Source organism: Psychrobacter sp. T6-5, from assembly GCF_052258485.2.
In the GTDB taxonomy this organism is placed as follows: domain Bacteria; phylum Pseudomonadota; class Gammaproteobacteria; order Pseudomonadales; family Moraxellaceae; genus Psychrobacter.
Map to the genome: position 1 here is coordinate 2,682,075 of NZ_JBQQEY020000001.1, position 14,508 is coordinate 2,696,582.

General features: G+C 44.6%; 11 protein-coding genes. 4 read left to right on the forward strand and 7 right to left on the reverse strand.

Going from position 1 to position 14,508, the window contains the following annotated elements:
• Positions 1 to 90: 90 nt before the first annotated feature.
• The 7 genes from ispG to ACTXGK_RS26120 form a co-directional block, all read right to left on the reverse strand.
• Positions 91 to 1,206: a flavodoxin-dependent (E)-4-hydroxy-3-methylbut-2-enyl-diphosphate synthase gene (gene ispG, locus ACTXGK_RS26090; RefSeq protein ID WP_238038487.1), complete on the reverse strand. Its 1,116-nt coding sequence runs from the start codon at positions 1,204 to 1,206 to the stop codon at positions 91 to 93.
• Between the two features lie 117 nt (positions 1,207 to 1,323).
• Positions 1,324 to 2,139: a helix-turn-helix domain-containing protein gene (locus tag ACTXGK_RS26095; RefSeq protein WP_443517661.1), complete on the reverse strand. Its 816-nt coding sequence runs from the start codon at positions 2,137 to 2,139 to the stop codon at positions 1,324 to 1,326.
• Positions 2,136 to 3,071 (reverse strand): type IV pilus biogenesis/stability protein PilW, encoded by a 936-nt coding sequence (gene pilW, locus ACTXGK_RS26100; protein ID WP_443517611.1) that lies wholly within the window; start codon positions 3,069 to 3,071, stop codon positions 2,136 to 2,138. Before pilW ends, ACTXGK_RS26095 begins: the two co-directional genes overlap by 4 nt.
• 212 nt (positions 3,072 to 3,283) lie before the next feature.
• On the reverse strand, positions 3,284 to 4,513 hold the full coding sequence (gene rlmN, locus ACTXGK_RS26105; protein WP_443517610.1) for a dual-specificity RNA methyltransferase RlmN: 1,230 nt from the start codon (positions 4,511 to 4,513) through the stop codon (positions 3,284 to 3,286).
• A gap of 385 nt (positions 4,514 to 4,898) precedes the next feature.
• Positions 4,899 to 5,330 (reverse strand): nucleoside-diphosphate kinase, encoded by a 432-nt coding sequence (gene ndk / locus ACTXGK_RS26110; RefSeq protein WP_075106325.1) that lies wholly within the window; start codon positions 5,328 to 5,330, stop codon positions 4,899 to 4,901.
• A 332-nt stretch (positions 5,331 to 5,662) separates the two neighbouring features.
• On the reverse strand, positions 5,663 to 6,952 hold the full coding sequence (locus ACTXGK_RS26115; RefSeq protein ID WP_075106326.1) for an adenylosuccinate synthase: 1,290 nt from the start codon (positions 6,950 to 6,952) through the stop codon (positions 5,663 to 5,665).
• 160 nt (positions 6,953 to 7,112) lie between these two features.
• On the reverse strand, positions 7,113 to 8,408 hold the full coding sequence (locus ACTXGK_RS26120) for an ATP phosphoribosyltransferase regulatory subunit (RefSeq protein WP_443517609.1): 1,296 nt from the start codon (positions 8,406 to 8,408) through the stop codon (positions 7,113 to 7,115).
• A gap of 487 nt (positions 8,409 to 8,895) precedes the next feature.
• On the opposite strand from ACTXGK_RS26120, the gene ACTXGK_RS26125 reads away from it, so the two are divergent.
• From ACTXGK_RS26125 to ACTXGK_RS26140, 4 genes are all read left to right on the forward strand, one after another.
• A complete protein-coding gene (locus tag ACTXGK_RS26125) occupies positions 8,896 to 9,285 on the forward strand; it encodes a DUF2237 family protein (protein ID WP_394212661.1) in 390 nt (129 codons plus the stop codon).
• Between the two features lie 154 nt (positions 9,286 to 9,439).
• The gene (gene corA / locus ACTXGK_RS26130; RefSeq protein WP_443517660.1) at positions 9,440 to 10,594 is read left to right on the forward strand and encodes a magnesium/cobalt transporter CorA; all 1,155 of its coding nucleotides are present in this window, start codon (positions 9,440 to 9,442) and stop codon (positions 10,592 to 10,594) included.
• 543 nt (positions 10,595 to 11,137) lie between these two features.
• Positions 11,138 to 12,778, forward strand: coding sequence for an RCC1 domain-containing protein (locus ACTXGK_RS26135; RefSeq protein WP_443517608.1), 1,641 nt, complete (start codon positions 11,138 to 11,140; stop codon positions 12,776 to 12,778).
• A 165-nt stretch (positions 12,779 to 12,943) separates the two neighbouring features.
• The gene (locus ACTXGK_RS26140) at positions 12,944 to 14,416 is read left to right on the forward strand and encodes a di-heme oxidoredictase family protein (RefSeq protein WP_443517607.1); all 1,473 of its coding nucleotides are present in this window, start codon (positions 12,944 to 12,946) and stop codon (positions 14,414 to 14,416) included.
• Positions 14,417 to 14,508: the final 92 nt, after the last annotated feature.

Consider the following 14,508-nt stretch of genomic DNA (forward strand, 5'->3'; position numbering starts at 1 on the left):
ATGTCTATTGTTATTATCTACGTATTAACATAAAAAATGTGCTACCTACCCTTTGTTTACACAGCAAAAAGCAGACACCTATATTGCGACTTATTTTACGCGAATAATCTCGTTCTCGCGCTTTTTTGCCAAATCTTCTGCATGGGCGCGAACCATACTTTCTATTTCATCGACTAAATTGTCGGTATCGATAAGATGGCTTTTTTGACCCATACGGTATACCAGTGATCTTGGTGCGGCACCAACGATACCAATATCTGCCTCTTTTGCTTCGCCTGGACCATTTACTTTACAGCCGATTACGGATAAATCCATTGGTTCACGGATGTCTTCCAAACGTGACTCTAATGCCGTCATCACTCTAATCACGTCAAACTCTTGACGCGAGCAACTTGGGCAAGCGATAAAGTTTACGCCATTTGAGCGAATGTTAAGCGACTTTAAAATATCAAAACCAATCTTAATCTCTTCTTCAGGCTCAGCCGCTAAGGAGATACGAATAGTATCGCCAATACCGTCTAACAAGAGACCACCAAGCGCAATGGCAGATTTGACAGCACCAGTACGGTAGACACCCGCTTCAGTGACGCCTAAATGTAGTGGGTTATCAATCTGCGCTGATAGCAGGCGATACGCATCCAATGTCAAAAACACATTACTGGCTTTGACAGACACTTTGTATTGGTCAAAATTAAGACGCTCTAAAATGTCGATATGACGCATTGCTGACTCAAGCATCGCCTCCCCAGTCGGCTCAGTATACTTACGCTGAATGTCTTTTTCTAAAGAGCCTGCGTTGACGCCAATACGAATAGGGATATTGTGATACTTAGCACAAGCAACCACTTCACGCACCTTTGCATCGCTACCGATGTTACCAGGATTGATACGCAAACAGTCAGCGCCGGCTTCAGCCACTGCTAAGGCAATCTTATGATCAAAATGCACATCTGCAACCAAAGGTACGCTCACCAGTTTACGAATCTCACCAAAGGCTTTGACGGTATCCATCGTCGGCGTTGATACGCGCATCAAATCAGCGCCAGCTTCTACGCAGCGCTCGATTTGGGCGACGGTTGCCGCCACATCACAAGTGTCAGTGTTGGTCATGCTCTGTACGCTAATTGGCGCATCACCACCAATCGCAACATCGCCGACATAGATTTTTTTGGTCAAACGGCGGTTAATAGGCGATGGCATTGACATAGATAAATCCTTGAATCAAAAATAGAAAAACCACAGGCTTGTATATATAAATGAGCTTAGACGTATAGTAGTTTTATTAAACACTAGCAATCATGCTCGATAAGAGGCCAATGATGACTAAGGTACTAGCTCAAAAGTAGCTTGCTTATCCATTGCATAAGTATCTAAAGCAACCGTTTCTTGATTGAGCATCAAGCTAACATTATCGATATTGTCAATTTGCACACTAAACGGTGGCACACCTGATAGGTCATAGTCACCTGCCGTCTGTGAACCGCTAATGAGACTGTTACCCGATGCATCCGTGATACTAACCACAGCATCATCAGTCAGCTTCACGTTTAAAAAAGCCGTATCTGCACTGGCAGCACCTAAATTCAACGCAGAGCCAGACGCACCGACACCACTTGCATCATTGCTAATCGCAGCCCCTTGCGCTTGCTCAATAGCAGATACATCTTCAACAGTAGAGACAGGCTCTTGGTTATTTTCTTTACTCGCATTGCTCACCATGCGAAATAAAAATACTGCCAAAATAATGAGTCCAATCACACCTATAATCAATAGCGGATTAAAACGAATGCGATTATGTGTATCGCGCTGCAGCGTACCCATTGGTTGCAATGGTGTATCAGTATTGTTGACCGATTTGGCTTTGAGCTCATTGGGGTAAGCGGCATCAAAGCTACTTGCGATTTTGGCTGAGTCTAGGCCCAAGTATTTGGCATAGTTAATAGCAAAGCCACGAGCAAATGCCGCTTGCGGTAATTCAGCAAAGTTTTCGCTCTCTAGTGCTTCTAGATGACGTTTTAAGATAAATAACTCGGCGGCCGCCTCTTCTAAACTGACTTGCTTCGTTTTACGGGCTTGCTGCAACGTGGCACCAAATGATCCCTGAGCGTTAGATTGAGTGTTTGATGATGGGGTGATCATTTCCATGGTGCCTCTGGATTGTTAAGCCAAGTCTTGAGTTGTTTCGCTTCGTCGCTCAATGGATAAGCGGACAAAAGCTGCTGTGCCAATTGCTGGCGAGTTGTAATGTTGTTTTGTGCTGCCGCAAGTTTGATACCTTGTAGGAGCAATCTAGGACTAATGCCCTGCCCTTGTACCAATATCAAGGTCTCGTCATACAAGCGCTGAGCCTGCGGTACACGCTGCTGCTCTAGCAGTAAATCTACCAGCTCGATATGAGCAATAATACTATTGCGATTGCCATCGAGGGCCCGCAAAAACGCTTTAGCAGCGGCACTATTGTCACCCAACTGAAGGTATGTACGCCCTAAATTCTCTAACGCACCGATACGACCTTCATAACCTAATGAGGCGCCTGCAATCTCAAACTGCTCCGCCGCCTCACGATAGCGCTTCATCTGTGATAAATAAACACCGTAATTATTGTGTGCTTGCACAAAGTCTTTATCCAGCGCGATGGCTTTTTTAAAGTACTGATCGGCTTTTGCAAGATTAATGCGGCTGCCTTCTTGCTGCAACAAAACGCCCATCATATCATAGGCTGGCGCGTAACGGCTATCCGCAGAAAAGGCTTTTTCGAGTTGACGCTGCGCCGTATCGAGCTCATTTTTGCGGATATATTGTGCAGCAAGTGAGGTACGTACACGAGCAATTTCTTGCTGATCTAAATTGCGGTCACCGCTGGGCCTTGTGGATGTCTGATAAGGCGCGATGCCTGACAAGTCATTGTTTGGCGTACTTTGACAGCCACTTAGCAATAATCCTGCGAGTGCGGCGGCCAGTAATGCGCACTTTGGTGCAGTGACTAGGTTCGTCACCCCACCTGCCTTTTTATAGAGGTTGAAAAATGGTTTTTGATCTACCAACTGATAAGAATTTTTAGAAGTCATCATAGCCGCCATCATAAAACTGTGGTTCAATGCATTCGATCTTCGAGGCATCAGTTTAATAGATTTAGCCTCTATAAGTACAATTTAGTTGTTATTAATTGCTATGTTCTTCAATCTTGACCGTTATTGATACATTTTCATTACCGTTGCGACAGATAAAAGACAGCTAAGCTTTTAGAAAAGACGGATATTTATCCTGCCATATGCAAAACGTATCAAACATTTTCACGATCTTTGATGCTCTGCTGCCATGCGGCTGAACGTCTGGTACGGTCAGCCACTTGTCCAACTAACTGACCACAAGCGGCATCAATATCATCACCGCGTGTTTGACGAATGGTGCAAACAAACCCAGCTTCACTCAGTATATTGCTAAACGCATGAATGCGGTTGTTGCTTGACTTGTCGTACGGCGCATGCGGAAACGGATTAAACGGAATAAGGTTTATCTTACTTGGCAGCCCTTCTAATAACGCGACCAACTGGTGAGCATGCTCATTGCTATCATTGACACCATCAAGCATCACATACTCAATCGTGACATGCTTTTTATGACGCGGATTGACATCATAGACGTAGTTTTTTGCAGCGGCAATCAGCTCATCTAACGGATATTTCTTATTAATAGGTACTAATTCATTACGCAGCTCATCGTTTGGTGCATGCAATGAAATAGCCAATGCCACATCAATATCTTGCGCCAGTTGATACATTTTCGGCACGACACCTGATGTCGATAACGTGACGCGGCGCTTTGATAGTCCATAAGCATGATCGCTGAGCATGATCTCCATCGAGCCTACCACAGGCTTATAGTTTAATAACGGCTCGCCCATACCCATCATCACCACGTTGGTGACGTTATTTTCCCATAGGCTATGATCCACGTTTTCTAAGCTTTCATTTTCATCTGTCATATATGAAGCATTAGCCACCCATAACTGTCCGATAATCTCAGCTGCACTCAAATCACGCTCAAACCCTTGCTTGCCCGTACTACAAAAACTACAATCGAGTGCGCAGCCAACTTGTGAAGACACACATAGTGTTTTGCGGCCATTGAGTTTGCTGTCATCAGCCGGAATCAATACGGTCTCGACCAACGAGCCACCAGTGACTTCGAATACCCATTTACGCGTGCCATCATCGCTGTATTGACGATGAATAACCTTGGGCGGTACGACACAAGCATTGAGTGATAATTTATCACGCAATGACTTACTCAAGTTGGTCATTTGTTCAAAGTCCGTCACCCCATGCTGATAGATCCACTTGATGACCTGAGTCGCACGAAATGGCTTTTCACCGATACTTTTGAAGTAATCAGACAGCTGTGCTTGTGTCATGCCTAATAGATTGGTTTTTGCGTGCGCCTCGTCTACTAGCTTAATACTATCAGTAAGCTTGGTAGGTACGTGCTGGGTTGGTGCTTGAACAGTTGACATAATAGGTAACCTTTTTGCATGCGCTTAAATAAGCGCTGCAATTATTGAGATGAGCGTTGCCGTACATACGTATGGCAGGAATGCATGAGCAATCCGTTATGAGCGCGGTCTTTAGTAATTTAATAAAATCAATAACACAATAAATCAATATTGAGTAAAAACATGCTGATAAGGGATTGATAACGCTAGTTAAAACTAATAATGAGGGAAACGTCGGACAATTTCAATATAGAGTGCGCTATTATAATCGAAGTTACCCATTGGCAAATAGCGAAAACGACCTATAGCGAAAACGGCCTATACCCATAAGATATAAGCCGTCTTGCACAACCAATTATTAACGATCAATATGCTAAATAATAGCTGACATTAATAACTGCTGCTATTAACGCGTACGTGCGCAAACTTCGTCATCGCTGAAGAAGTAGCTGATTTCACGTGCTGCTGATTCAGCTGAATCTGAGCCATGTACCGCGTTTTCGTCGATGCTGCTCGCGAAGTCAGCACGGATAGTGCCTTCAGCAGCTTCTTTCGGGTTAGTCGCGCCCATGATTTCACGATGCTTAGCGATCGCGTTTTCGCCTTCTAGTACTGATACCAATACTGGACCTGACATCATGAAAGATTTTAGGTCATTGTAGAATGGACGCTCAGCGTGCTCAGCATAGAAACCACCTGCTTTTTCATCATCAAGTTGTAGCATTTTGGCTGCAACAATTTTTAGACCCGCGTCTTCAAAGCGGCTGTAGATAGCGCCGATGTGGTTGCCAGCAACTGCGTCAGGTTTGATGATAGATAAAGTACGTTCGTTAGCCATGAAAAGCTCCTAATAAATGATAAATTCAATAAAAAATGAAATGGTTAATACCTTGTTTTGTCTTTGGCCGCAATGTTGGATTTGGACTAATTTGACTGGCAAGTGGTTTGTCAAATCAAAAACCTGAACGCCAACATAGGATTGCTGCCTATTATAATGATTAAGACTATAAATGATAGGGTTAATTTATGACTAGAACTTGCATAAAAGCAAATTTATTATGCAGTAGTCGTTGATAATGCTATCAATTCTAACAAAAGTAAAAACCTCAATGCTTAGCACTGAGGTTTTTATTGATACTACAGCCTACTGAATCGCAGTAGCGCTAAAAACTACGCATCGTATGGATCACGCAATACGATGGTCTCTTCACGATCAGGACCAGTTGAGATGATGTCAACAGGACAACCGATCAAATCTTCGATACGTTTGATATATTTTTTCGCATTTTCTGGTAAGTCGTCGTAGTTAGTGATACCAACAGTAGACTCGCTCCAGCCTTGCATCGTTTCGTACTTAGGCGTTACTGATTCATAGAATTCAGCATCATGTGCGCCTGCACACTCAGTCTCAGGTAGGTTATAACCCACACCGATTAGCAACTCTTCAAGACCATCTAATACGTCAAGCTTGGTCAAGCAGATACCTGACATAGAGTTCAGTACCACTGCACGGCGTAATGCTTCAGCATCGAACCAACCACAGCGACGCGCACGACCAGTCGTTGCACCAAACTCGTGGCCGACTTTGGCTAAGTGAGCACCAACATCATCGAACAATTCAGTTGGGAATGGGCCACTACCAACGCGCGTGGTGTAAGCTTTAGTGATACCAAGTACATAATCTAAGTATAATGGACCAATACCTGTACCCGTTGATACGCCACCAGCGGTTACGCTTGAGCTGGTCACAAACGGATAAGTACCATGGTCGATATCAAGTAGCGTACCTTGAGCACCTTCAAACATAAGGTTTTTGCCAGCCAAACGCAATTGATTTAGGTCTTCAGTTACATCAGTAACCATGCCTTTAATCTCTTCTTTCCACTCTTGGCAAAGCTTGTACGTTTCATCAAAATCAATCGCTTCAACTTTATAATACTCAGTCAGTTGGAAGTTGTGATATTCGATTAAGTTACGTAGTTTTTCTTCTAGATCTTCACGGAACAAGTCAGCAAGCTTGATCGCACGGCGAGCAACTTTGTCTTCGTAGGCAGGACCAATGCCGCGACCTGTTGTACCAATTTTGCCGCTGCCACGCTTGGCTTCACGAGCTTGGTCAAGTGCCACATGGTAAGGCATAATAAGTGGGCAGTTTGGAGAGATACGTAGACGCTCACGTACTGGTACGTTGTTGTCTTCTAGCTCTTTCATCTCTTTTAGTAGTGCGTCGGGTGCTAACACCACGCCATTACCGATAAAGCAAGTAACGCCTTCACGCAAGATACCCGATGGAATCAAATGCAAGACCGTGGTTTTGCCATCGACAACCAACGTGTGACCAGCATTATGACCGCCTTGGAAGCGGGCTACTGCTGAGGCTTTTTCGGTAAGTAAATCAACGATTTTACCCTTACCTTCGTCGCCCCATTGGCTACCCAAGACTACAACATTCTTACCCATGATCAATCCTTACCTTTATGTATTGAGGTGTGTGCAATAAAAGCTAAAAAATTAAAGTGACTTTATTGACGATATCTTTCTATATAAAAAAGCTTTCTATCTAAAAACTTAGCGTTCTAATAAATGGTGCTTAATGAGCGCTCGCTTAACAAATGAATAGCTAAATCGTTTGTAGCTGCCACTGATTGTCAGCAAAACTCAAACGATGCGTCACATCATCTGGACTATCCTGTGCATCTAACGGCATAGTGACGCGATAGCCTTGCTGACGTAGACTCTCAACTTGTTGTAAGAGTGTCTGCATCTCATCTTCGTTGGCATTATTTATAGCAGCAAAATCAACTAGTACTGTGGTTGGTGCATCAAGCTGTGTATGAGCGAGCAGGCGACTGACATCCATACTAAAGCCTGTGGCAGCACGCAGTGTTTGCGTCTGGCTTTGCATACCGTCAAAACGTCCACCACGTACTAGGGGCTGTGTCTCACTATTGATATAACCGTTGAACACGATACCTGTATGATAGTGGTAGCCTGACAACTCTGTCACATCGATACTAACTGGGCACTGCCAGTGATTTTCTAAATAAGATTTGAGGCGTTGTAGCTCATCGACAGCAGTCGCGACTTGATCGTCTTGTTGAGCTGCGTCTGACAATTTAGATAATAAGTTTGCGATATCATGACCAAAGCGTGCCAACACATAAAAATCATCGCCCATCGGTAAGTCTCGGCAGAGACGCTTCAATTCCGGAAGGTTTTTATTGGCGTATAAGTACATCAATTGCTCAGTGGCGCTGTCTGGCAACTCAGCCAATTCGGCTAAACGCTTAAATATCGCCACGTGACCCAAATCGATATGGAGCGCTGCACTCATATTGAGTTTATTTACCATGGTAAACAATACATCGATCAACTCAATATCTGCTGCCAGTGATGCACAGCCAAATATCTCAGCACCTAGCTGCAATGGCGTGCGTGAGCCAAACAATCCTGATGGCAAGGTATGAATCACATCACCGACGTAGCAATAACGAGCGATACCCGTACCACCATGATGCGCATCGATACGCAAGATCTGCGGGGTAATATCCGCGCGCACGCCCATTAGACGGCCTGTCAACTGGTCGATAATCTTAAAGGTTTGACGCTTCAAATCTTCTGATGCATCACTCAGCAAAGATTCAGTAAACTCAATCATCGGCGGACAAACCAGCTGATAACCATGAGTGATAAGCTGCTCAATCAGTTGATGCCTAAGCACTTCTTGCTTATGGGCATCTTCAAACAGGACATCGACTACCCCATCAGGCAACAGCCAGCTATTGGCAACATCACTACCAAAGTTACTCAAGTACGGCATGCTATTAGATGCAGTACTGCTTTTGGCAGACTGAGTTGCTGTTTCATTTGGAGGGTTTTGCTGGGCAGATTTTGCAGAATCAGAACTAACAGACACAATAAATCCTTGTTTGGCGTATCGCTTACCAAAAACGCGGTACTGATGCGGTACTCAAAGGTTGTTTTACCAAGTATTGACGCCGAGTGTTTTTATTTTTAACGCGCAACATCATTGACCCAATTATTTATAAACAAACCAGGTGACTTTAAGAGGGTGAGTAATAAGTATAATTTAGAATGATAAGACGAGTATCTTTATGCGCTAAAAAATTGCGACAAATAATCAAGGCACTTTATGCTTTAGTTTAGCATAGCACTCAAGGTTCGCCTAGTGACAATTAGCCACAATCCGCATCTAATTACTGTCTAAGTGCTTCTCATTAGTACGGTAGAGGTAGCCGTTAACACTCATATATTTAGCTCGGCAGTAACAGACGACAATAGCGTTTATTTTTTGTTATACATACACTGATGAGCATGATTACGGCAGCGTCATCAATACAGACTCATGGTACACTAACACATATTTTTATCTCGGAAGCCTTATGTCATCTGATTACCACCCAAACCCTGCCATCAACCAAACCAATGTCTTAGGTACAGCACTTGCCAGCTGTTGCTTCGACCCTATCACTGGCTATTATCGCAATGGCTTTTGTCATACGGGCAACCATGATGTTGGTCAACATACCGTTTGTGCCAAGATGACCAGCGAGTTTTTAAACTTCTCAGCCAGTCGTGGCAATGACCTTATCACTCCTTTGCCTGAATATAACTTTGCCGGTCTCAAGCCTGGTGATTACTGGTGTATCTGCGCCCTGCGTTGGGTTGAAGCACTAGATTTCGAAATTGCTCCGCAGATAAAACTAGAAGCTTGCCACGAGAGCCTATTGGCATTAGTAGATATCGACACGCTAAAAAGCTATGCATTGTAAAAGGTTGTTCATAGATAAGACGACCAAATAATAACAGCTGCGCTTAAGACAAATTTTGATTCTTGCAGCTGTTTATTATATGACGGGAGGGTGTGTGGAAAACGACAATAACCAATTAATCAAAAAAACGGCTCACATTGCACCTGACTCTAATATGAGCCACATTTATGCCAATATGAATGACCGGCATCTCTATCTAGATGATGATGACAGCTATATCTACGGCGATGCTGAAGCCACAACTCAGGATACCATCGAGACCATGACGGTCTACGATCCTGACTCTGAGCGCTATGAAGACATTGATTCATCAAGTAAAGATGAAGTGGTTAATTGCTATGCGTATTCGCGAAAAACAGGCGAAAATCTAGACAAAATCGCTCTCACTGATGTGAGCCGTGCGCTGAGTAACAATGGCCAGTTTATTTGGCTCGGTCTTTACGATCCCAGCCTAGAAACCATGGTCAAGGTAAAAGACGCCTTTGATCTACATGAATTGGCGATTGAAGATGCCTTTGCTGACCACCAGCGGGCCAAGGTAGAAAACTACGATAACGATATGGTCTTTGTGGTGCTACGTACGGCCAAACTCGAAGACAATGTCATTCGTTATGGTACGACTGCGATATTTATGGGCAAAAACTACCTGATTACGATTCGTAATGGTCCGTCAAACTCCTATGCGCCTGTACGCGAGCACTGTCATCGTCGCCCAGAAAAGCTACGCATGGGTCCCATATTTGTACTCCACGCCATACTCGATTTTATCGTTGATAACTATATGCCGATCACTGATCGATTGGGACGATATTTGCGTGAGCAAGAGCGTTATGTTTTCACCTATGAATTTGATAAAGGTACATTAAAAAATCTGTATCAGCTCAAATCACAGCTGGTACATATGCGCGCTATCATCCTACCCGTGCAGGACATCTGTAGCTTCTTTATCAATCATAAAAAAAGCGAGATAGTCTCAGGATTTTCTCAAGCAGCTAAGCCATATTTTCGCGATGTGAATGACCATCTTCTGCACTCATTGGATGCCATTAATGGTCTTAATGAGATGCTAAGCGTGGTCATGAACACTTATATGGCGATGGTCAATATGGGACAGAACGAAGTCGTACGGAAACTTGCGGCGTGGGCAGGTATCCTCGCCGTACCAACCGCCATCGCTGGTATCTATGGTATGAACTTTGATTTTATGCCCGAGCTCCATTGGAAGTACGCTTACTTCATTATTATGATAATCATCATCACTCTTTGTAGCTTCTTGTATTACAACTTTAAACGACTCAAATGGTTGTGATAACTCATTCACATATAAAAAAGGGCTACCTATTTGGGTAGTTTTTTTATGTCGTTAGCAGACATCTATTCTCGGCAATGCTTTTTAGCTATAGTCAGCGAAAAATAACATCGATACATCACTCACGGCTGCTATCAATTTTCTTGCTTTCTATGCCTGATCAGACAGAAGCTACAAAAATTTATTTCAGCAGTATCGTAGCATTTTTAAGTTATGTTGAGTATCTCTGTACTATAAATTGACTAAAGCAGATTAGCTATAATGCTGCCTTATGTCATAATCACCACCGTCCTACCACTCTATAATTATAGACCGATTATACTAAACATAAACGGCTTGCCTAGGTCGTGCCCACGTTTTAACCATGACGATAAAGGACACTCAATCGGACTGACCTAATAATTAATATCATTTTTTTTACCCTAAAAAGCCATAAACCTTACTTATTAATTGATAATAATTATCATTTGTAATACCATTATCAATTAATGTTGCTTGAATTTTACAATTGCGTCCCCGCGATCATTTTTATTTGAGGTTTTTATGCGCTTTTCCCGTCTGACTCAGGCTATCTGCTTTGCCACCACCGCTATGTTATTGACCGCTTGCGGTGATGATGCAGATTCGACATCAACCACGTTGCCTGATGTGACTCCACCGCTACTAACGACAGACGGCAATTTTTCCAATGGTCATACTGCCATATCGTCCGTATCTATTGCTGGAATGGCAGAAGATGATGGCGGCGTTGCGTCGGTCACTTATCAGCTAAACGATGAGGCACCGCACGATATACCACTTGATATCACTGGACATTTTGAAGATCAGATTTTCTTAAAGGCAGGTAGCAATAAAATCACGCTGACAGCGGCAGACAATGCTGGCAATCTTTTGAATGTCAGTAAAACTGTATATTTAGGCGACAAGATTGCAGCGGGCAACTCACATACTGGCGCGCTTAGAGATGGTCAGTTATACAGCTGGGGGCGAAACAATTCGGGGCAATCAGGTCTTGGTATAACCACATCACGAGTCTTAGATAACGCGCTCAACCCACAACATCCAAACACCCCGATGCTTATCAATACCGCACAGACGAAGTTCGTCAGCCTAAACTTCAACCAAAACCATTCTCTGGCCATCTCTGAAGACGGACGCGTCTATAGCTGGGGGGATGATAGATTTGATCAGCTGGGCCGCGGACCGCAAGGGCACAGTAGCTGCGTCAGTACTAATGATTGTGTCCTTGACATCGGTGCGGTCGACAACATCGACAATGCGGTGATGATTGCAACAGGTTACAGACACAGTCTTGTGCTGACAGAAGATGGCAGTGTGTGGGCATTTGGTAAAAACACTGCGGGTCAGTTAGGAGACGGCACAACTGACAACAGTAATTTACCTGTACAAGTTGACTTTTCAGAAGCCAACAATGTGGGACGTATTATTCAAGTGGCTGCCAGCTCTGATAGCTCTTATGCACTGGATGATAAAGGGCAGGTTTGGGGATGGGGCACAGATGACTATGCCAATCTTGGGCGCGGCACTGCCTGCAAAACCTATGAAGGCTGTACCAATGTCACATCTAAACCTGTACGCATCACTGTCATCCCGCCAGCAACTACCAACACTACCGATACGCTAAACCCCGAGTCTGATGCTGAAAAAGTGATACAGCTGGCGGCTGGACGTGACCATATATTGGCACTGACCAGTAAAAATTCAGTATACGGCTGGGGACTCAACGCCCAAAACCAAGTCGGTTATAAGACAGCGCCGCCTGCTGGTAGTGACAACGTTTGGGAGGGGACCATAACCTCCCCCACAAAGCTGCCGTGGTTTGAGAACAAAGACGTGCAGCAAATCTATGCCAATGGTAATACCAGCTATGTTTTACTCACCAATGGTAAGCTCTACCCTTGGGGTATGTTTGGAGAGACCAATAGTTCCGGTAATACTGTGTATCAGGAGTTAAGTGAACCAACCGACAAACTACCCAATCTGGTCAATATCGACAATATGGCAATGGGCGCATTGCACTTTATTGCTCAAGACAAGGATGAACAATTATACACTTGGGGCTGGAGTTATGAGGGATCATTAGGCAGTCCTGATACGGCAAATGTATGGATGTATAACACGCCTATTCCAATCAGCTTACCAAGCTCAGCGGCAGATCAATAGTCAAGCCTTGCCATACGTAACGCTATCATTACTTTTGGTCGCTTTGCTTAACTTGTAATATCTCATCAAAAAGGCGGATTTGACCATTCCGCTTTTATGCTTGATGGTGAACACAGTTGCGGCTGACCAACACGTTTTTTAGGTAATCCATTTTTAGGTAACCCCATGTCTTCACCCTTTAATACCCTGCCTTTTTTGGCCACACAGACTGCAAAACCCATGTCGACCCTTACTTTACTATGCCCTATACTCCTAAGTTTGAGTACGATATTGACTGGTTGCGGCGGCTCAGATGAGACGGCTGCCAGCCCTGTACCCAATCCAAGCGACCCTACAATACCGACCACCCCTGATCCGACAGAGGATCCAACCGACACCAATTGGCTACCTGCTGGCGGCAATGCGACGATTGATGCTGACATCACGCGGCCTTTTTTACAGATCATTCCCAGCTTGCCTACTAATACGCTAAGTGGCGTGTCAGCAGGGCGTGAGCTGTTTATCACTGAGTGGCGACCTGCCAACGAAGGGCGCGTACTGTTCGATGGTCTTGGGCCTTTATTTAATGCTACCTCATGCTCTGAGTGTCACAGCGACGAAGGGCGCATGCCTGTCTATGTCGATAATGGCGCCCTTAGTGATGCCATATTGTTTCGGGCAGGAGACGCCCAAGGCGCTGCTCACGATTATTATGGCGGACAAATACAGCACCAAAGCATTGATCCGAGTATCCTTCCTGAAGGACAAGTTCGCTATCAGCCAGTAGCAGCCACCGACCAAGCCCCTACTGGCGTGCGCTTTGACTTTACGCCAGCCAACCCCAATCAGCCCTTAGGTACCAAATCCTTGAGCGGGCGTATCTCACCGCAGCTGGTAGGTATGGGCCTGATCGATTTGATTCCAGAAGCAAATATCATTGCTGCGGCCGATCCTGATGACCTTAATCAAGATGGTATTAGTGGACGGGTGCATTGGGTGAATAATGGGCAACAACGCCACGTTGGCCGTTTTGGCTGGAAGGCCATCAACTCAAGCTTGCGCAATCAAAATGCCAATGCCATGTCGCAGGATATGGGGCTGACGACTTCTTTATTTATAGACCCGAACTGCACTATCAATCAGCCGATTTGCTGGACAGCGGCCAATGGCGGTAGTCCTGAAATATCCGACAGCAGCTTAAGTGCTGTTGTAGACTTTATGACGGCGCTAGCTGTACCCGAACGCCGTATCAATGATCTAGCAACCTTTAATAAAGGCGCGACGTTATTTACCCAAGTTGGCTGCGCCAGCTGTCATACCCCCAAACAAACCACTGGAGACAGCACACGCTTTTCTGTCTTATCTCAGCAGACCATCTATCCCTACACCGACTTGCTTTTGCATGATATGGGCGCAGGCCTTGATGATGGGGTCAAAGAAAAAGATGCCGAAAGCTTTGAGTGGCGCACACCGCCGCTGTGGGGTATTGGTATTGTCGCACGTGACCCAGACGCCAGATTTTTACATGATGGGCGTGCCAGCAGTTTGGAAGAAGCCATCTTATGGCATGGTGGCGAAGCAGAGACCACAAAATCACGCTTTAAAGCGCTGACACCAACGGAAAAAGATACCTTACTGACTTTCGTACGCGGCATCTAAGATCTAAGGGGTAGCGGTTGTGTCTAAAGAGATGGTCAGTGAAAAATAATATTGATACCTCACGCATGGCTGTTACCAATTGTTCTTACTTG